The organism is Candidatus Nomurabacteria bacterium, assembly GCA_016699365.1.
Classification (GTDB): domain Bacteria; phylum Patescibacteriota; class Minisyncoccia; order Phycocordibacterales; family UBA9973; genus CAZLWF01.
In genome coordinates this window covers 197,702-216,599 of the sequence record CP064973.1, presented here as the reverse complement: position 1 = coordinate 216,599, position 18,898 = coordinate 197,702, and the positions used below count along the sequence as shown (strand labels likewise).

Below are 18,898 nucleotides of genomic sequence, written 5' to 3'. Positions count from 1 at the left end.
TTTGTTTATTCTATATGTTCCACTTCGATTATGAGTGGAATCATGTATTTCTTGATTTCTTCGGTAGTCAGGATTTTTTTTCCGTCAGTAGCTTTTTCTCCGTCTTCGTCAAAGTAGTATGTGAATCCTTCTTTAGACGCGTATACCACCTCTCCTTCGAGATTTGTTTCCATAACTACACCGGACTTAATCAGAAAGTTTATTGTTTCCTCTGCGACATCATATATGATGATGTTTTTTTTCTCGGTGAACATCGTGTCGGGTATGCTGTCTTTTGGTCCGAGTGAAAAAATATCTTTTAATTCTTCTGTCGTAGAGTACGACAAGGTCCAAGGTTGTGTGCTCTGGGCACCAACCACAAGGGAAGTGAATCCCAATAAAAAAACTAACAAAATCTTCATAAAATTTATTTTTAGGTGAACTTTTTACTGTAAACATTATATCATATTGGTTTGTTTTGTCAAAGAATAAAAAATATATAAAAATCGGTCTAAAAAGTATTTTCTGATATAATCGAAATATGAGTTTAATCAAAAAACATTGTATACCTTGCGAAGACAAGGATATGAAACCGCTTACAAAAACTGAAGCCAAAAAATTACTCACTGAAATACCTGTATGGGAGATAGATGAGAGTGGACGCAAAATATCAAGAACCTTCGAACTTACAAATTTTGTTGAAGCTGTGGACCTTATAAACAAGATTGCCGATATTGCTGAAGAAGAAGGCCATCATCCAGACTTAGTGCTTTTTGGATACAAAAATTTAACAGTAGAGTTGTCTACTCACTCGATCGGTGGTTTGTCCGAAAATGATTTTATTGTAGCTGCTCGTGTAGACGCGGTATCAAATTTTGGTAAAATTTAAATTATGCATATAGCAGATATTCTACTAATATTTATTGGTTTCACTGGTTTTTTGTTGGCTTTTTATATATACACTAAAAAGCGCGAGAAAAAACCTCTTGTCTGCCCACTTCGTACAAGTTGTGAATCAGTGGTACACAGTGATTACTCACGTTTCATGGGTATTCCAGTTGAGTTGCTAGGTATGTTTTATTATGCATTTATAGCCATAGTTCATGGTGTGTTTTTAGCCCTATCTCACACACCAAGTGCAGAATTTTTTGTTGTGTCACTTCTAGTTTCTTTCGTAGCTTTTCTTTTTTCAGCTTATCTTATATCAATACAGGCTTTTGTATTGCGTCAGTGGTGCACATGGTGTATTTTTTCTGCGACTCTTTGTGTACTGATTTTTTCAATAACACTTATGACCCTACCAATATCTCTACTGCCTATATTGGTAACGTATAAAAAACTTCTAATAGTACTTCATCTTTTTGGAATGGCTCTTGGAGTAGGTGCTGCAACAATCACAGACATTCTCTTTTTTAAATTTCTAAGAAATTACAGAATTACAGAACCAGAAGCAGATATTATGAAAACCCTTTCACATGTTATTTGGTTTGCGTTGGGGATATTAGTAGTTAGTGGTTTTGGGCTATATCTTCCAGAAAGTGGTGTATTGAATAACTCACCAAAATTCTTTGTTAAAATGATCGGCGTAGGAGTATTGATCATAAATGGATTTTTCTTGAATTTATTGATCCAGCCTAGACTAGTGCACATATCTTTCAACGAACCACATCCACACAAGCCTGGTGAGCTCCATGTACTTCGTAAATTATCTTTTGCATTGGGAGCGATATCTATAACAAGCTGGTATTTTATATTTGTACTTGGAGCAATTCGCAGAGTAAAGGTAGAATTTGCAGATCTATTTTTGGGCTATATAGCGCTATTGGTTATTGCTGTAATAGGAAGTCAGGTGTTTGAGCACTTTTTAATCAGAAAGAATAAAGAAGAAGTATAATGCTTTACACTGGAAAAGGCGACAATGGAACAAGTAAGCTTTTTACAACTCCAAGCGGGGAGAGGCTTTCCAAGACCCACATGGTGTTTGAAGCACTTGGTACAGTGGATGAACTGAATTCTTTTTTAGGAATACTAAAAATCAAGTGTAAAGATTTTTATATAAAAGAAAACAACATACTAGTGGGAGAATTGATTCATGAAGTTCAAGAAAATTTGTTTGTGATTCAAGCTGAGCTCGCTGGCTCCAAGATGAGTATCGGAGAAGATAAGCTGAAAAAGTGTGAGGAAATAATTTCTAATATTGAGAGCATGATGCCCCAGATAAAAACATTCTTTATATCTGGCGGTACAGAAATAGCGGCTTTTTCAGATCTTGCCCGCACAATCACACGAAGAACAGAAAGATCTATTTTAAGAGCTAAAGAAAACTCGATTGAAGTAAGTCCAAATACCTGTGCCTACATAAACAGGCTTTCAAGTTTGTTTTATGCAATAGCTCGACTAGCAAACCACCAGGCTGGTATAGAAGAAACCAAGCCATCTTATAAATAGATTTTAGCTTGAAAAATAAGTCTAAATATGGTTTAATCACCAAGTGTTTATGGAGGCTATGGTGTAACGGTTAACACTGAGGTTTGTGGAACCTTCGATTCGGGTTCGATTCCCGATAGCCTCCCAAGAAAAAACCGCGAAAGCGGTTTTTTACTTTGGGGGCTAAGCAAGTGAATCACTTCACTTGCGTTCGGGAATCGAAAAGCTTTTCGGGCTCCAATTTATTGGAGCGAAAAGGTATACTGTTCCCGTAGGGAAAGATTCCCAAACTTTCCCAATAAAAATATCACCCTTTTTGGGTGATATAGCTACTCAATTATTTTTTGATTACAAAAAGTTGATTACAAAAACATAGCCTTTTATGATCCAATTGTCATCAAAATTCTCTATACCAGAACACCACTTTTTTCCGTTCCAATATATAAAAGTAACGAATTCACGGTTAGCAATAAATACCGTGCCAATTTGGTATAAGCGCTCTCCTTTGTATGGTTTTAGAAACTCTGCAACAATTGGAATGAATTGATAATCTTCAAAAAAATCAATTATATTTGCATTTGCAGCACTACACGAAGGATCTTCATTGATACGTTTTTCGTATTCAAATAATGAAATATGTTGGTTTTCTCTATGCTTTCGAACCAAGTCAAACCCTCCATGTTCAAATGTTAAATTGTCATAGAATATGTGACTTTTGATTTTGATTTGATCTTTTCTATACTTAGGTTCACTATTTAGATCAATAATAAGTGGTCCGGTCAAAAAACGACAATCATTGTTTATAAACTTTATAAAGTTATGAATTAACCCCTCTGGGTTGTCGATGGCTTCTTGTAATTTTTCACCATCAATTTGTTTTAAGGCTTCTTCGTCAATACGAGAAATTATTGTCGCATTGAAAGCACGGGCCTGACCGCTTGTTGCAGCTTTTACCATAGTTTTTCAATTTAGAACGTTAAGAAAATTTAAATGTATTAAAACATGAATCTTTAATAATTGCAATGTATACTGTTCCCGTAGGGAAAAGATTCCCAATATTCTCCCAACACAAAAAACTATAAGTTTTTTTGATATAATCTACATACATGGAAAATTTTAAAAATGAGAAAATTGAAATACAGTCTTTTTTAGAAGATTTGACAACAAAGCACAGTGACGGGTCTGTTGTCGAAAGAGATGAAATTTATAAAAGTATAGAAGAGTTTGATTTGGAAAATTTTCTAGAGAAGATTGTTTCACTTGGTTTTGTTATTCATGGATCATCTAAATTTTTTGAAACAGCCAAGCCTCATCCTGCTAAAGACGCCAATAGTGTTCCAGAAAATGAACATTTTGCCATATACGCAACAGATTTACCAGCAATCGCTATCTATATGAGTATTGTTTCAAACGATAAAATACATGAGCAGAAAAAATCTATACATTGGGGTGCTGGGGTAAAGTATATAAACAATAAAAGAATACCTATTTTTTCTGCAGATCAAGATCTAAGTAGTGTAATGGATGATGGGTACTTATATTTATTTAGAAAAGAAAATTTCTCGCCTGTAACACCCAGTCAAATGGAAGAGCAGTTTATATCTCATGAGTCTTTAAAGCCGATTTTGATAATCAAAACACATCCAAGTGATTTTAAATACTCAGTTCAGCCTCTAAAATAAGTTCATAAATATATTTTTCAAAAATACTTAAGTGATATAATTAGGTTATTAGAAATAATCTTTATTTTTTATGACTAATCAAAAGAAAATAGAATGGATTTTGAGGATTGGTGTCGCGGGAGAATTTATTGGTCACGGTGTTTTTGCTCTACAAGGTAAAGCTCAGTGGATAGCTTGGACTCAACAGGTACTTGGGGTAGAAATCGGAGTGGCTACAAGTATTATGCTTGCTGTTGGTGTTTTAGATGTAATACTCGGTATTTTAGTACTCATCAAGCCTATTAGACCAATATTGCTTTGGATGGCATTGTGGGGTCTTTGGACAGCGCTACTTCGCCCTATCGTAGGTGAACCAATTTGGGATTTTATAGAGAGATGGGCAAACTGGGCAGCACCACTAGCTCTATTTTATATTTATAAATCTGATAAAAGTTAATTTAAAGATATGAAAAATTATTACAGTGTAGGTTTCTTGGCAGTTGGTATTTTTATAGGTTGGCTTTTCTGGGGTGCAGACACTATGGGTAATAGACAACTCACTGGTGGTGTACATAGAATGCCTGGTGGTGATGTGATGATGGATATGGATCACATGATGAATGAAATGAATGCAGGTCTTATAGGTAAAACAGGAGACGAGTTTGATCGAGAGTTTTTGGAAGAGATGATCGTACACCATCAGGGTGCGATAGATATGGCAGAACTTGTCTTGTCTACTTCAAAACGTCCTGAACTTATCAATCTAGCGGGGGACATAATCGAAGCACAGACAGGTGAGATAGAAATGATGCAGGGTTGGTTAGAGTCTTGGTATTAAAATATGCAAAAAAGAAAACCGCAATTATGCGGTTTTCTTTTTCATATAACCCTTATTTTTCTTTATGAGTTCACGTGCACTAGGAGAATCTATTAGATGTGCGTTTGGTATTACACAGTGGCCACCTATTGGCCCATCCATATGTTTTAGGTATGGTCTAGCAACTTCCGGTCTACCAAGCTTACGGTACCCGTCGTTGTAAGTAGAGTTTCCAAGTGTGTAAATAATATCAAAATCAACTTTATTCTTCTTGCAATAATCATGAATTTCTTTTTGAAGTGTAATCATTATGCCGTATTGTGTAGTATCCCAGAGTTTTAGTGCTTCAGTTGTTTCAGAGTTTGGTGTTATTTGTGTTTTTATACCACGTGCTCCAAATAGACCCGCAGCTTCTTTTGCATTTTTACCACCAAAGAATTTTACGAAAGTTTTTATACCCTTGACCATGTGTGGGTGCACTCCACGAACAGGAGAGTGAGTTGCTCCAAGTTTTCTAGAAGTTCCAATCGGAACAGTAGAATGTATTACTATAAATTTCGGTTTAAATTCTTTTTGGTATTTTTTTACACTTTCTGCAAATTTTGGATTGAATGGTATGCAAATATGTAATACATCATATTTATTTTTTGGCGCTTGAATTCCTTTGAATGGATCGTGTTTATCAGATTTTAATATAAAAGAGATTGCACTCCCAACCTCTCCGATCCCGATAACTAACTGATTTGTATTTTTCATATTTTAATTTATATCATTTTCGGCTTGTTTTTGCGACCCCTACTACTTTTAAATATGGGGTAGGGAGGTTTATCCACACAGTGCTTGCTTTTTATATGTGTATATTATACACTAAGTATAGTGTAGGATATACACTAAAAAAGATCTTTGAAAATATTGAATATAAAGACTAAAAAAAAGAAATTCATGAAAAAACAATTTTCTATTGCTGGTGGTTCTGTACCAGGTACAGACCATACAATGCCAGGGCGACCTGGCTGGAAAAATAACCAAGATGCTTATGTGACACATAGCGACGAAGAAATAACAATCGGTATTATTGCTGACGGGTGCGGAAGTGTTGATGCTTATGCGAGTGAGGTTGGTGCGCATGTGGGTGTAAACTTATTGATGCATGCAATCATAACTCAATATAAAAGATATCCATTTACTTTAGTCGGTAAATCTGAACCACTCTTTTTTAAAAGAGTTAGAGAAGATATGTTAGCTCACCTTAGAGTACTTGCTCTAGGTATGGGGGATAGTATGTCAAACCTAGTAAGAGATTATTTCTCTTTTACATTAGTAGGTTTTATGGTTACAAAAAATAAGACTTATGTTTTTGTAATAGGTGATGGATATACTGCAGTAAACGACAATCTTGTCACCTGGGGGCCATTTGCAAATAATGCGCCACCTTACCCTAGTCTCGTATTAACCAATAGTTCTATCTCTTCTAGAGAAGATTTAGAATTTAAAGTTTTGGAATACGATACAGATGAAGTGAAGCATTTACTTATTGCAAGCGACGGCCTCAGGTACGTAATCTCCTCAGAAAATGAAAGAATACCCGGCCAAGAAAGATTTGTTGGTCCAATTTCTCAATTTTGGGAAGAAGATATTTTTTTCAAAAATTCTGATGCAGTTAGGGGTAGACTTGCTTTGATGAATCGTGAAAGAGCAGTGCTTGATACGGGGTATAAACACCCTCGCATTGCACATGGTTTACTAAAAGATGACACTACTCTAATAGTCTTGCGTAGAATCTAAAAATTCACAATTTAAAAAAGTGATTATGAAAATTATTATTAACTCTCATGATTTTGAGACAAGAAACTTAAAACAAATAGGCTCAGGAGGTGAAGCAGATATATTTGATATTGGTAATGGTAAGGCCTTGAAACTTTTTAAGCGTAAAGATCATATAGATTATCAAGGAAACGTATTTGCTCAAAAAGGAGCAGAAGACAGATTGAGAATTCATCAAGCTAAGCTTACCTTATTTCCGAAAAATCTGCCGCAAAATGTAGTTGTTCCAAACGAACTGGCCTATGACACAAAAGGATTGATTAGGGGTTATTCAATGAATTTATTGAAAAATCCTGAGCCAATTTTTACTTTTAGCCAACCAGCATCTTATATGTTTGGTTTAGAAGAAGAATGGCTTATTAAAATTTTTGCTTCAATGCATAAAACCGTAGAAGACCTCCATAGTAAAAATATTATTATTGGAGACTTCAATGATTTGAATGTTTTGATTACAAACAAATCAACACCTTGGTTCATAGATGCTGATAGTTATCAATTTGGAAGCTTTCCAAGTTCTACATTTGATGAAAGATTTGTCGATCCACTTTTGTGTATATTGGCAAATCCTATAAATCACCCACAATTATGTCCTGATGGGAAAAGCCATCTGGTACAGGTATCGTCTCATGGTGAAATGTCTGATTGGTATGCATTTACAGTTATGTTTTTTCAAACACTGCTTTCTGTGCATCCATACGGAGGAGTTTATAGACCAAAATCTGGTCCAAAAGTTGCTCATCACACAAGACCTATAGAAGCGATCAGTGTCTTTCAGGATGATGTTATATACCCTAAGAAGGCTAGGAATTATCGGTACTTACCAGATGATTTGCTTGAATTCTTTAACAAAACTTTTGCAAAAAAAGAACGTGGGTTGTTTCCATTTAAACTTGTAAATAACCTAAGGTTCACAACATGCACAAAGTGTGGAACGGTTCACGCAAGGTCTATGTGTCCAGAATGTTTTGGGGTACATAAAAATGCAATCATTGCTACAATACGAGGTTCTGTTGTGGCTGAAAAATTATTTACTACTACAGGAAAAATACTTCGGGTTGGCTACAATGGTAAAAATTTGATTTATCTATATCATGATGGAAATGCATATGTTCGCGAAGATAAGACAATTGTACAAAGTGGATCCGAAATCGAAAAGATTAGATATAGAATTACTAACAAAGAAACTCTTTTTGGAAAAGATAATGAAATAAATATTATTTCAAAAAATGCATCGAAAGATACATTTGCAATTGATAACCCAAACGGATTACCTTCAGTTGCAACAAATTCCAAAAATATTTTTTTTACGGAAGGGGGTGCGCTTTACAGAGTTGATCAAATCCTTGGTTCTCTAAATAGAACATATATAGGTTCGGTCTTAAAAGACGCGACTCATATATGGGCAGGTGAAAGAGTTGGTTTCGGCTTCTACAGAAGAGAAGAAATACAGAGATTTTTTATCTTTAACACAACAGGTGTCGGAATAAATGATAATATTTCAATTCCTAAAATTAACGGAAAAATAATCGATGTAAATTGTGAATTTTCAGGCGAATATATATGGTTCTTCATATCTACAGTAGAAGGTTCTCTTCGTATAAATCGTGCATATATTCTCGACCTGACAGGTAAAATTCTCGCTGAAGCCAATGCGCTTTTCGGTGATGGTTCATGGCTTGGTAGAATCCGTGGATCTTTGGCGATTGCCAACACTCTATATGTGGCTACTGAAGAAGGAATTGTACGAGTAGCGCAAGAACAAAATACAATTCAAATTAAAAAAGAATTTCCTGATACAGCGCCATTTGTCGATTCGACTTCGGAACTATATCCAGGAAAAGGTGGAATAATTGTTGTGTCTAAAAAAGAGATATGGCAATTAACTATCAGTACACAGTAATTTTTTTTCTCACAAATAAAATTGTTTTTTATGAAAAATGTAAAAAATCCCGGATTTTACAATCCGGACAATGCAGCCAATTTTTTCTACAATGAAAATTTGGCACAAGTTAAGAGTGAGGCTCTTAAATTTGCAAAAAGTGTAAACTTGAAGCCATCTGCCAGCGACAAAGTGAAGATCAATTTACTTCTGATCGATGCGCAGAGAGACTTTTGTCATCCCGAAGGTACACTCTATGTAGGTGGAAGAAGTGGTGTAGGTGCTATCGAAGATTCGAAGCGCATCGCTGAATTCATTTATAAAAACGTAGACCTGATTACAAAGACAACAGTTACGCTCGATACACACTTTCCTTTGCAGATATTTTTCTCCAACTTTTTTGTTGATAAAAATGGTATGGAACTTAATCCGCACACACTTATCGATGTAAAAGAAGTTTCTGGTAAAAAATATCTCATCAACATGGATCTCGCAGGCAATATGATCAATGATTTTGTTATGCCGAATCCACGCGTTGCACTTGAGCTCGGTGTATCACTTGATTGGTTGTACAAACAGTGTGTTTACTATTGTGAACAATTGAAAGATCCAAACAGTGGTCGTAAAAAATACACACTGTATTTATGGCCTGAACACTGCATGATTGGAACGATTGGCCACACTCTTGTAGGAGTTGTAAACGAAGCCAGAATGTTCCATGCGTATGCAAGATCAAGCCAACCTGCGATTGAAATCAAAGGTGGTCACCCACTTTCGGAAAACTATTCGATAGTTCAGCCGGAGGTTCTGACTCGTTTTGATGGAAATCCTTCAAACCTGCAAAGAAATACAAAATTCCTCGATCATTTATTGAAAGACGATATTGTAATTATTGCCGGTCAGGCTTCAAGTCACTGCGTAGCATCTTCGATAGATGATATTTTACAGGAGATTTTGAATACAAATCCAAAACTCGCTGAAAAGATTTACATCTTAGAAGATGGAACAAGTGCGGTAGCTGTGCCTGATGGGAATGGAGGATTCCTGGCTGATTTTACAGATGAAGCAAATGCAGCGATGGATCGCTTCAGAGCTTCCGGTATGCATATCGTTAAATCAACCGATGATATTGCTTCTTGGCCAGGTGTTGCACATGATTTACTCGGTTAATCAAAAAAAACGGAAGCACATTATAAATTTTGTAATGTGCTTCCTAAAAAAATCAAAAAATTGTTCATTTCAAAAAATTAAATAAGTTTTATGAACTCGAAAACAAATATTAATTCAATGACTCCGGAGGAGTTGTTGAAACAAGCCGAACTTTCAGGGAATCTTTCTCCAGAAGCATTAAATGCGATCAATAATATTCAGGATATGGGAGCAGAGCTTCAAAATGCGATGGGAATATCGATTGATGATGTTGATGCAAGTGAGGTTGTACTCATTGGAATGCTAATGGATGACTCCGGTTCAATCAGAATGGCAGGTAATGCAGATCTTGTACGAAAAGGTCATAACCTTGTGATTGATTCTGTTAAAAAATCAAAACAAGGTAAAGGCGTGCTAGCTCTGACCAGATATTTGAACGGCACAATGCTCCATCCTTGGATACCAATTGACCAGGCGATCCTGATGGATAGTCAAAATTACAATCCAAATGGCGGAACCCCTCTTTATGATGAGTCCGTAGTATTTTTGGGAACTTTGGCTGTAAAAGCTGAGGAATTTGAGACCCTTTCTGGAACGCCGGTTCGAAGTATTACTCTGATTGTAACTGATGGTGCAGATGTTCACTCGCAAAAGCAGACAACTAAGAGTGTTAAATCGGTTGTGGAAAGTTTACTTAAAACCGAAAATCACATTGTGGCTGCAATGGGGATCGATGACGGAAGCACAGATTTTCGAAAAGTATTTAGCGAGATGGGGATACCAGATGAGTGGATACTCACTCCCGGTAATACTGAAAGTGAAATTCGAAAAGCTTTCCAGCTTTTCTCACAAAGTGCAGTTCGTGCAAGCCAAAATGCCGCCAGTTTCAGTCAAACTGCGATGGGTGGTTTTGGTGGATAGTTCTTTTATTCTTTTTCAAAACGGCGAAATATTCGCCGTTTTTATTTTAGGTCTAATCAAAATTTCTGGTATAGTAGGGAGATAAATGGAAATAAATCAGACAAAATTTGAAAAAATTAAAACTTCAATGCGGGTTGGGTATTTTCTTGCGACAAGAGACATAAAACAATCAAACAAATGGACAACTCTTTTGATTATGTTTGTGATGACCCTAACTTTTCTAAATCTAAATGTTGTTTCTGGAATTTTAGTTGGGCTTATCCAAGGATCAGAAGAGGCCAATAAAACACATTACACAGGAGATATTATAATCACACCATTTTTAGATAGGGCATACATCGAACAAAGTAGAGATGTTGAAAAGATAATTGAGACACTTCCAGGATACGTTGCTCACACAGCTCGTTATACTGAAGGGGGTAAGGTAGAAGAAAATTATCGACAAACTCTAGAGCCAAATCAAATTATCAGCTCTGCAAGTGGTTTGGTTGCAGGTATAGATCCAATTCAAGAAGATAAGGTAACGGGATTATCAACTTTGATTGAAGAAGGTTCGTACTTAGAGCCAGGTGATAGTAATTCTATTCTTATAGGAAGTAGTCTGCTTTTTAAATATACTCCAGTTGAGTCACCAGGTTTTCAAACCTTGAAAGATACTACGGTTGGGTCTAAGGTAAAATTGACCATAAATGGTAATCAAAGAGAGTTTGTTGTTAAAGGTGTTGTATTGTCGAAAGTTGGTGATGTAGATTCTAGAATTTACATGCTTGATTCAGAATTGCGAAAATTGATTGGTAGAACAGATTTGAATGTAGACGAGATCGTTGTGTCGCTGGAGGATCCCTCCATGGCTGATAGCGCAAAAGCGGCTTTGATTGCAAGTGGTGTAGGTGATGTTGCTCGGGTTCAAACATGGATCGAGGCTCAACCTAAATTTTTGAAAGATATAAAGGTTACATTTGCATTGTTGGGTAACGTTATAGGTTCTATAGGACTTGCTGTTGCCTCAATAACAATTTTTATTGTTATATTTGTGAATGCAATCACTCGTCGTAGATATATTGGAATACTAAAAGGTATTGGTATTACTAAATCAGCCATACTTTTTTCTTATGTACTTCAATCGCTTTTTTATTCTTTTGCAGGAGTGGGCTTAGGGATGTTGATTATATTTGGATTCCTAAAACCTTTTATTGCTGCTCATCCAATTAATTTTCCATTTAGTGATGGAATATTGGTGGCTACAATTTCTGGAACTCTTATAAGAGCTTTTATACTTTTTATTGCTACAATAATTGCTGGTTTTATACCTGCAAGGATTGTAATAAGACAAAATACATTAAGTGCAATACTTGGAAGATAATATGATTGAAGCAAAAAATTTATTTAAAAAGTTTGATAGTGGAGATACTCAAATCGTTGCTCTCGATAACGTTTCTTTTTCTGTAAAGAAAGGAGAGTTTATTGCAGTTACGGGTAAATCTGGTTCTGGAAAAAGTACTTTATTGTACCAGTTGGGACTTTTGGATCATCCAACTAGCGGAGAGGTTGTTATTGATGGTGTAGATACAGGTAAATTATCTAGCGATGACAGGACTCGATTCAGGCTTTATTACTTGGGATATGTTTTTCAAGATTACGCCATACTCCCGTCACTTTCAGCTATAGAAAATGTCAGTCTGCCTCTTCTAATGCAGGGTGTAGATGCATTTGTTGCAGCAGAAAAAGCTAAAGCTGCGCTTGAAAGAGTTGGTCTCGGCCATAGAGTAAATAATCTACCTAGTCAGCTTTCAGGAGGAGAGCAACAGCGTGTGGCTATAGCTCGCGCCATAAGTCATGATCCAAAAATAATTTTTGCTGATGAGCCAACGGCCAACTTAGACACAGAAACATCAAGAGCGGTTTTACAATGTTTCTTAGATTTACACAAAGAAGGGCAAACAATCATTATGGTTACTCACGAACCTGAGTATGCGGATTTGGCAGACAGGATTTTTAAGTTAAAAGACGGAAAAATTATCTCCGAATAATCAATTTTAGCTATTTGGCTCCTTCGCGGTATACTGTTTTTATGCAGGTTTTACCACCGATTGAAGATAGAATTATTAGAAGACCAGGGTCTTATCAATACAAGATAGAGCACTATATTCCCGACCTCACTTACGATGAGTTTTGGGAAGATTTTTATAATAGACTGTCTAAAATCATAGGCTTACGCTATCCTATAAAAACTAAACAGATAAAAATAGATGAATATTTTGGTCACTTTGGTCTTAGGTTTCATCCTATAATTCACACAGCCAATTATTTTCATATAGGTATAGATATCTTAGCCGATTACAAAACACCAGTTTATCCTATATTGCCAGGCATATTTGAATATTCAGGTTTTAGTAGGACCAATGGAAAATATGTATTGGTATCTCATCCAGACCTAAAGACCGATGACGGTTTCTCACTTTGGAGTATTTATATGCACTTGGATAAAAATAAGATTAAATTTACGAGATATCAAAAAATGCTTCGTGAAATGAGTTTTCATACCTATCCAAATATTCCTATCAAGACTACGCGCTCTATTGGAACTGTTGGTAATAGTGGAGATACTCGCGGTATGGTCCCGAGATTACACTTGCAGATAGAACTGCGTTACAAAGATAAGATAATTGCACTCGACGGTGCTAGAATTTTTGGTATTAAAAATAGTGAAAACATAAGTGCAAATATAGTTTCTATAGATGAATTTAAAGTTTTTTGCGATAACCACAAGGATAATTTACAAGACTGGAGAAAGATATGGGATAGCAACAAATGATTGTGTTATAATTCTTGTATGAATACACCATCATTTTTGATTCCTATTATAAACGCGATAGAAGTAGTTGGTTATGTGAAGTTTTTTATACTAGTTGTGGCTTCTATTATTTTATACAGAATCCATCCAATTCTAGGCATATTAGGAATATCTTTTACCCTAGCTCTTACACTTGGGATTTTAGGTTAATATATGCGTGAAAATTTCAAAGAAATTTTAAACGAATACAATACTCACGCCAAAGATACTGCAACAAAGATCTCTAAAGAAGAGAGAGTTTTTTTGCAAGAAGAAGCCGGTAATTTAATAGAAAAATCTTCTAAAAAAAGAGGAAATTCAGCTGAAGTTCAAGCAGAAATTTTAAATATACAAAAATCAAAACAGAATATAATGCGCAAAATGCACAAGCAATTTAGAAAGCTTGATAATGGAGGTGTAATTGAGTCACTAGAAAAGACAAGAATCGTTTCTTTTGATAAAAATTCGGGAAAGTTTTACTATTCTAACAGTAAAGATACTATAATTTTTTTAGATATTTCTGATATTTTGACTGATGGTGAATGGGGTATAACTTATGGATTTGATAATTCTGTTCCAAAAAGTGTCCAGAAAAAATATATTTTAAGTGAGGCAAAAAGGGAAATTGCAAATAAATTGGATGAGCAGATTATTTTAGATGAATCTACCAGTCCAACTACGGATACTTTTAAACAAAAGGCATATCTTGAGATTAAAAAAAGCAAAGATAATCAAGATAAGTTTGAAGGCTTTTTAGCTGAAAAAATGATCAAAGGCCTGTTAGCGAAGCTTTCTATTGAAGGTGCAGATTTTGAAATAGAAGAAGCTGATGTTTATCAGGACGTAGAGCAGAAAATTGATTTTTTAATCAGAAGAAAAAACCACAATCGTGCTGTAGGTGTAACTGAAGACGATAAAATTATCGGTGTTCAGTTTACTTTAAATAAAGCCAAAGAAGATTTTAAAAAGAAACAAGTTGAAAGATCAAGGAGGAATCTAAAGGGTAAGTCTAAGAGAAAGCATGAAAGAGAGGTAGATGACATAATGCTTGTTGTTATGCCCGTTGAGAAATTATCTTCTACCTATAGAAAATGGGCTGAAGATAAAAAACCTGGAGGACCAGAAAATTTGTGGGATATAAATATGAAATATCAGATTTTGAAAGGTGTGCTAAACGGACTTGTGGACGAGGAAGAAATACGCAAACTTTTATATAAAGATATAAAGACTGATCTAGAGCTTGATCTATTTGCAAAACAAAGTGAATTAGAATATGTAAAAAAAGAATTAGACAGAAGAGAAAATAATCAATAATATATGCACAATCGCAAAAGCCCATTTTTATACGCACTTTTGATAATAAATGCACTTTTGATTGCATTTATTATTGACTACACTCAAAGAAAAATTATAAATACCGCTGATAGTTACTATAAACAAAAAGACGCTCTATACGAGAGCGCTCTGATTGGTATTTAGAGTCCTAGGGAATCTTCGAGTAAATCTGACCAAGTTTCTGTAAGGTGTGTAACTACTAAAAAAGACGGTAGATATATAATCGCAAGTCCAAACAGCATCAATATTTTCCATATTCTTTCCATGATTTTCAGACTTTATCATAAAGATATTATTTTTCAAAATATATTTTTTGTAATGCTCCTATTGCAGGTTATAATCAAAATATGCAAGTTATAAAATCTACAGGGGAGAAAGAATTATTTGATAAAGAAAAATTATGTTCTTCTTTAGAGCATTCTGGGGCTCCAAAGGAATTGGCAAAAACAGTTTGTGAATCCATATCATCTGAGATTGACCCAGACATAACGACTAGTAATATATACAGAAAAGCCTTATCTTACTTAATAAAAGAAGACCTCACACTGGCCGCTGTTTATAGTCTGCGGAAGGCTGTTTCAGCTCTTGGTCCAGCTGGTTTTATATTTGAAAGATATATTGCCACAATCCTTGAGTCATATGGCTACAAGACTAAATTAAATCAAATAATGAAGGGTGCGTGCATAGAACATGAGGTTGATGTTGCTGCAGAAAAAGAGGATACGCATTTTTTGGTTGAAGCTAAATATCACAATGAGCAAGGTATACGTACACACGTTCCAGTTGTTATGTATGCTTATGCAAGATTGCTTGATATTGAAGAGGCTGAAAACAAAAAAGAGAGAAATAAATTTGATCACAAAATGTGGGTCATCACTAACACCAAATTTACGGATACAGCTGTAAGGTATGCTAAGTGTAGGTCTATAAAAATTACCGGGTGGAATTACCCAGAAGGTGATAGTCTAGAAGATATGATTGTAAAGAACAAATTATTTCCAGTTACTGTACTGCCGTCAGTAGACAAGGATGTTTTAGATATTTTTTCTAAAAATAATATAATGCTTGCACAAGATATTATACTTTTTAATCCAAAGACTATTCATGAAAAATTTGGAATTGAAAAACAATTAGCAGAACAGATTTATAAAGAAGCGATAACTATGACAAAATAAAATGGATAAAAATAAATGGCTTACACCAGAAGAGATAGAGATTGAATGTTTAGACGAAAGCAGAAATGACAAGAGTACAGCTCGTCTTTGTAGTATAAATAGGGAATTTAAACAGGGATTTGAGTTTATAGAAAGTTACAAGGATTCTGTGTCTTTCTTTGGCTCTGCAAGATTTACTGAAGAAAATGAGCACTATATAGATGCGCTTGATTTAGCTTATAAAATTGTTAATGAGTTAGATTTTATAGTCGTAACTGGCGGAGGTCCGGGTATTATGGAAGCCGCAAACAAGGGAGCAAAAGAAGCGGGTGGAATATCCTTGGGTTTACCGATCAGACTTAAAAACGAAGAGAATGTAAACAAATACGTAACTGATGCAGTACGTTTCAATAATTTTTCCGCTCGCAAAACCACTCTTACATATGCTGCAAGTGCATATATATTTTATCCTGGAGGTTTTGGTACGCTCGATGAGCTTTTTGAAATACTTACACTCACTCAAACCAATAAAATTCCAAAAGCACCAATATTTTTGATGGGTTCAGATTATTGGGGTCCAATGGATAAATTCATAAGAGAAAATGTTTTGGAGTTGCATGAAGCAATAGATAAAACAGATGTAAATATATATAAGGTTTTAGACACTCATGAAGAGGTGTTGGATGCAATCAGAAAACACAAAGGGGAGTTATCTAAGAGATTCTAGATCTTTTAAAACTTCTCCTGCGTGATTTTCAGGATCAACTTTTGGATAAACCTTTTCTACCATGCCTTCAGGATCTATAAGATAGGATATTCTCTTAGTTCCAAGTGCACCTCCGGCTCCATACATGTTTATTACTTTCTCTTTTTCGTCCGAAAGAAGAGTGAAGGGTAGTTTGTATTTAGATATAAATTTTTGATGGTTTTCTCCGCTGTCGTTTGATATTCCAACCACAATCAAGTCATTTTGTTCATAATCTAGGGCGTGGTCACGTAAAGAACACGCTTCTTTTGTGCATCCTGGCGTATCATCTTTGGGGTAAAAATATAACAATACCCAAGATCCCCTATATTCTTCTAATGAGTGAAATTCTCCATTTTCATCTGGTAGTGAAAAGTCTGGAGCTAGTGTATTTGTTTCTATCATAATTAGATTATATATGCGCTTTTATATACAGTAAAGGTAGGATATACTATTTAAATGAATAAAAAAACGCTTTTAAATATAGTAATTATAGTAGTTTTTATTATTTTATTAATTATAATTTTCCGTGTTTTCCCGAGCTCCGTTAAGGCTCCAGAAAATACAGATATAAAAACAACAGAAATATCTATGGATAAAATCACAACAGCAAGTGGCCTTTCTTATGAAATTAAAGTCGTCGGTACTGGAGAAGTGGCTACAGAGGGTAGTAAAGTTAGTGTTCATTATGTAGGAACGCTTGAAAATGGTTCTAAATTTGATTCAAGTCGTGATCGTGGAACACCATTTTCTTTCAACCTAGGAGCTTCTCAGGTTATTAGAGGTTGGGACGAGGGTGTGGCTGGTATGAAAGTAGGAGAAACTAGAATTCTTACAATTCCAAGTGATCTTGCTTATGGTCCAAGTGGTATCCCGGGTGTTATACCAGGTGGAGCAACTTTGATTTTTGAAGTTGAATTGCTCGCTGTAGAATAAGATGAATTCAATTTTTATTTTGATGTTTGTTAGGTTTGGTAGGACCCTGCGTGATGCATTGCGTGAGCGTGAAGTTAGAAGTGTTCTCGTATTTTTATTGATCATATTATTGTCTGGGTCGATTTTTTATCACCTGGTTGAAAAATGGTCATACTTAGATTCTTTGTATTTTTCTGTAACAACTCTTTCAACAGTAGGGGCCGATAATATTTCCCCTGCAACAATTGCAGGAAAAATATTTACAATGGTCTATATATTTTTAGGTATAGGAACCATGTTGCGCTTTATAAACATATTGGCAGCACATGCTAAAAAAGAGGGTGCTATGCATACACTTTTGGGAGTAGACCCTTATGAAAAGACCAAAGAGATAATTCAGAGCACGAAAGATAAGTTTGTTAGCTAGATTATTTTTATTATTTTAATAGCGCTTTGCGCAAAAAGATATGAATTTAAATATAGATGAAAAGAAGTTTGCGATGAATAGTGTTGCAATACTGTCAGTAGTACTGACCCTGTTTGTTTTTGTAAAGTTTGTCGATGCAGTTTCAGATCTAGGTAGGGGTGATAACAATCCATTTTCTACGATTACTGTATCTGGGAGTGGAGAGGCCTTTGCAATACCTGATGTAGCACTAATTAATTTTACAATTACAAATGACGGAGAGTCAGTAAAGGAAGCTCAAGATAAAACAACAGAAGCGATAGCTCTTAATTTGAAAAGTATTAGAGATTTAGGAATTTTAGATAAAGATATAAAGACAACATCATATACGTCTACTCCTAAATATAGTGGTGTTCCGTGTACTTACTATTCTTGTAGATACAATGAACAGAAAATAATTGGCTATACAGTCTCAGAAAGCATAGAGGTAAAATTGCACGATACTTCAATGACAGGGGCAGTGCTCGCTCTTCTTGGTGAAAATGGCGTGACTCTCGTTTACGGTCCAAATTATGCAATAGATGATGAGGATGCAGTTCAAGCACTTGCTAGAGCTAACGCAATCGATATAGCAAAAGAGAAAGCAAAAATCTTAGCTAAAGATTTAGATGTTAAGTTGGTTCAAATAGTTAGCTTTCAAGAAAATGGAGAGATGCCTTATAATTATATGGGTAATGATAGCTTTATGGCTATGGAAAAGGATGCTTCTTCTATCCCAGAGGTTCCATTGGGAGAAAATAAATTTACTTCTTCTGTATCAATAACTTACGAAATACGTTAATTATAAAAAACC

General features: G+C 35.2%; 25 protein-coding genes and 1 tRNA gene. 22 read left to right on the top strand and 4 right to left on the bottom strand.

Annotated elements, in window-relative coordinates:
* Positions 1 to 5: 5 nt before the first annotated feature.
* On the bottom strand, positions 6 to 401 hold the full coding sequence (locus IPJ63_01195; GenBank protein QQR76866.1) for a hypothetical protein: 396 nt from the start codon (positions 399 to 401) through the stop codon (positions 6 to 8).
* A gap of 119 nt (positions 402 to 520) precedes the next feature.
* On the opposite strand from IPJ63_01195, the gene IPJ63_01190 reads away from it, so the two are divergent.
* From IPJ63_01190 to IPJ63_01175, 4 genes are all read left to right on the top strand, one after another.
* Positions 521 to 868, top strand: a complete 348-nt coding sequence (locus IPJ63_01190; GenBank protein ID QQR76865.1) for a 4a-hydroxytetrahydrobiopterin dehydratase — start codon at positions 521 to 523, stop codon at positions 866 to 868.
* Between the two features lie 3 nt (positions 869 to 871).
* Positions 872 to 1,873: a vitamin K epoxide reductase family protein gene (locus IPJ63_01185; protein ID QQR76864.1), complete on the top strand. Its 1,002-nt coding sequence runs from the start codon at positions 872 to 874 to the stop codon at positions 1,871 to 1,873.
* Positions 1,873 to 2,427: a cob(I)yrinic acid a,c-diamide adenosyltransferase gene (locus IPJ63_01180; GenBank protein QQR76863.1), complete on the top strand. Its 555-nt coding sequence runs from the start codon at positions 1,873 to 1,875 to the stop codon at positions 2,425 to 2,427. Before IPJ63_01185 ends, IPJ63_01180 begins: the two co-directional genes overlap by 1 nt.
* Before the next feature lie 52 nt (positions 2,428 to 2,479).
* Positions 2,480 to 2,551: transfer RNA gene (locus IPJ63_01175), tRNA-His, on the top strand.
* A gap of 203 nt (positions 2,552 to 2,754) precedes the next feature.
* On the opposite strand, the gene IPJ63_01170 is transcribed toward IPJ63_01175, so the two are convergent.
* The gene (locus IPJ63_01170; protein QQR76862.1) at positions 2,755 to 3,363 is read right to left on the bottom strand and encodes a hypothetical protein; all 609 of its coding nucleotides are present in this window, start codon (positions 3,361 to 3,363) and stop codon (positions 2,755 to 2,757) included.
* Positions 3,364 to 3,512: 149 nt separating this feature from the next.
* On the opposite strand from IPJ63_01170, the gene IPJ63_01165 reads away from it, so the two are divergent.
* The 3 genes from IPJ63_01165 to IPJ63_01155 all read left to right on the top strand — a co-directional run bounded on the left by IPJ63_01165 (position 3,513) and on the right by IPJ63_01155 (position 4,905).
* Positions 3,513 to 4,088: a hypothetical protein gene (locus IPJ63_01165; protein QQR76861.1), complete on the top strand. Its 576-nt coding sequence runs from the start codon at positions 3,513 to 3,515 to the stop codon at positions 4,086 to 4,088.
* Between the two features lie 70 nt (positions 4,089 to 4,158).
* Positions 4,159 to 4,524 (top strand): hypothetical protein, encoded by a 366-nt coding sequence (locus IPJ63_01160; GenBank protein ID QQR76860.1) that lies wholly within the window; start codon positions 4,159 to 4,161, stop codon positions 4,522 to 4,524.
* Between the two features lie 84 nt (positions 4,525 to 4,608).
* Positions 4,609 to 4,905, top strand: a complete 297-nt coding sequence (locus IPJ63_01155; protein ID QQR77012.1) for a DUF305 domain-containing protein — start codon at positions 4,609 to 4,611, stop codon at positions 4,903 to 4,905.
* A gap of 24 nt (positions 4,906 to 4,929) precedes the next feature.
* On the opposite strand, the gene IPJ63_01150 is transcribed toward IPJ63_01155, so the two are convergent.
* Entirely contained in the window at positions 4,930 to 5,640 is a 711-nt protein-coding gene (locus IPJ63_01150; protein ID QQR76859.1) for a hypothetical protein, read from the bottom strand.
* Between the two features lie 186 nt (positions 5,641 to 5,826).
* On the opposite strand from IPJ63_01150, the gene IPJ63_01145 reads away from it, so the two are divergent.
* From IPJ63_01145 to IPJ63_01090, 12 genes are all read left to right on the top strand, one after another.
* The gene (locus IPJ63_01145; protein ID QQR76858.1) at positions 5,827 to 6,669 is read left to right on the top strand and encodes a protein phosphatase 2C domain-containing protein; all 843 of its coding nucleotides are present in this window, start codon (positions 5,827 to 5,829) and stop codon (positions 6,667 to 6,669) included.
* A gap of 25 nt (positions 6,670 to 6,694) precedes the next feature.
* Positions 6,695 to 8,608 carry a hypothetical protein gene (locus IPJ63_01140; GenBank protein QQR76857.1) on the top strand — a complete coding sequence of 638 codons (1,914 nt, stop codon included), beginning with the start codon at positions 6,695 to 6,697 and terminating at the stop codon, positions 8,606 to 8,608.
* A 30-nt stretch (positions 8,609 to 8,638) separates the two neighbouring features.
* Positions 8,639 to 9,757, top strand: a complete 1,119-nt coding sequence (locus tag IPJ63_01135; GenBank protein ID QQR76856.1) for a nicotinamidase — start codon at positions 8,639 to 8,641, stop codon at positions 9,755 to 9,757.
* 117 nt (positions 9,758 to 9,874) lie between these two features.
* On the top strand, positions 9,875 to 10,657 hold the full coding sequence (locus IPJ63_01130) for a hypothetical protein (protein ID QQR77011.1): 783 nt from the start codon (positions 9,875 to 9,877) through the stop codon (positions 10,655 to 10,657).
* A gap of 85 nt (positions 10,658 to 10,742) precedes the next feature.
* Positions 10,743 to 12,020, top strand: coding sequence for an ABC transporter permease (locus IPJ63_01125; protein ID QQR76855.1), 1,278 nt, complete (start codon positions 10,743 to 10,745; stop codon positions 12,018 to 12,020).
* A gap of 1 nt (position 12,021) precedes the next feature.
* On the top strand, positions 12,022 to 12,687 hold the full coding sequence (locus tag IPJ63_01120) for an ABC transporter ATP-binding protein (GenBank protein QQR76854.1): 666 nt from the start codon (positions 12,022 to 12,024) through the stop codon (positions 12,685 to 12,687).
* A 41-nt stretch (positions 12,688 to 12,728) separates the two neighbouring features.
* Positions 12,729 to 13,472 carry a M23 family metallopeptidase gene (locus IPJ63_01115; protein ID QQR76853.1) on the top strand — a complete coding sequence of 248 codons (744 nt, stop codon included), beginning with the start codon at positions 12,729 to 12,731 and terminating at the stop codon, positions 13,470 to 13,472.
* A gap of 18 nt (positions 13,473 to 13,490) precedes the next feature.
* Positions 13,491 to 13,661, top strand: a complete 171-nt coding sequence (locus IPJ63_01110; protein QQR76852.1) for a hypothetical protein — start codon at positions 13,491 to 13,493, stop codon at positions 13,659 to 13,661.
* A gap of 3 nt (positions 13,662 to 13,664) precedes the next feature.
* On the top strand, positions 13,665 to 14,804 hold the full coding sequence (locus IPJ63_01105; protein QQR76851.1) for a hypothetical protein: 1,140 nt from the start codon (positions 13,665 to 13,667) through the stop codon (positions 14,802 to 14,804).
* A gap of 3 nt (positions 14,805 to 14,807) precedes the next feature.
* Complete coding sequence (locus IPJ63_01100; GenBank protein QQR76850.1) at positions 14,808 to 14,969, top strand: hypothetical protein; 162 nt, start codon at positions 14,808 to 14,810, stop codon at positions 14,967 to 14,969.
* A 203-nt stretch (positions 14,970 to 15,172) separates the two neighbouring features.
* Positions 15,173 to 16,000, top strand: a complete 828-nt coding sequence (locus tag IPJ63_01095; protein QQR76849.1) for a restriction endonuclease — start codon at positions 15,173 to 15,175, stop codon at positions 15,998 to 16,000.
* Between the two features lies 1 nt (position 16,001).
* Positions 16,002 to 16,706: a TIGR00730 family Rossman fold protein gene (locus tag IPJ63_01090; GenBank protein QQR76848.1), complete on the top strand. Its 705-nt coding sequence runs from the start codon at positions 16,002 to 16,004 to the stop codon at positions 16,704 to 16,706.
* Here the strand turns inward: IPJ63_01090 and IPJ63_01085 are convergent.
* Positions 16,689 to 17,129: a peroxiredoxin gene (locus tag IPJ63_01085; protein QQR76847.1), complete on the bottom strand. Its 441-nt coding sequence runs from the start codon at positions 17,127 to 17,129 to the stop codon at positions 16,689 to 16,691. The two genes, IPJ63_01090 and IPJ63_01085, sit on opposite strands and share 18 nt — an antisense overlap.
* A gap of 54 nt (positions 17,130 to 17,183) precedes the next feature.
* Between IPJ63_01085 and IPJ63_01080 the strand changes: the two genes are divergently transcribed.
* From IPJ63_01080 to IPJ63_01070, 3 genes are read left to right on the top strand one after another with little or no spacing between them, the layout of a single operon-like run.
* Entirely contained in the window at positions 17,184 to 17,660 is a 477-nt protein-coding gene (locus IPJ63_01080; GenBank protein QQR76846.1) for an FKBP-type peptidyl-prolyl cis-trans isomerase, read from the top strand.
* Positions 17,661 to 17,682: 22 nt separating this feature from the next.
* Complete coding sequence (locus IPJ63_01075) at positions 17,683 to 18,066, top strand: two pore domain potassium channel family protein (protein ID QQR77010.1); 384 nt, start codon at positions 17,683 to 17,685, stop codon at positions 18,064 to 18,066.
* A 40-nt stretch (positions 18,067 to 18,106) separates the two neighbouring features.
* The gene (locus tag IPJ63_01070; GenBank protein QQR76845.1) at positions 18,107 to 18,886 is read left to right on the top strand and encodes an SIMPL domain-containing protein; all 780 of its coding nucleotides are present in this window, start codon (positions 18,107 to 18,109) and stop codon (positions 18,884 to 18,886) included.
* Positions 18,887 to 18,898: the final 12 nt, after the last annotated feature.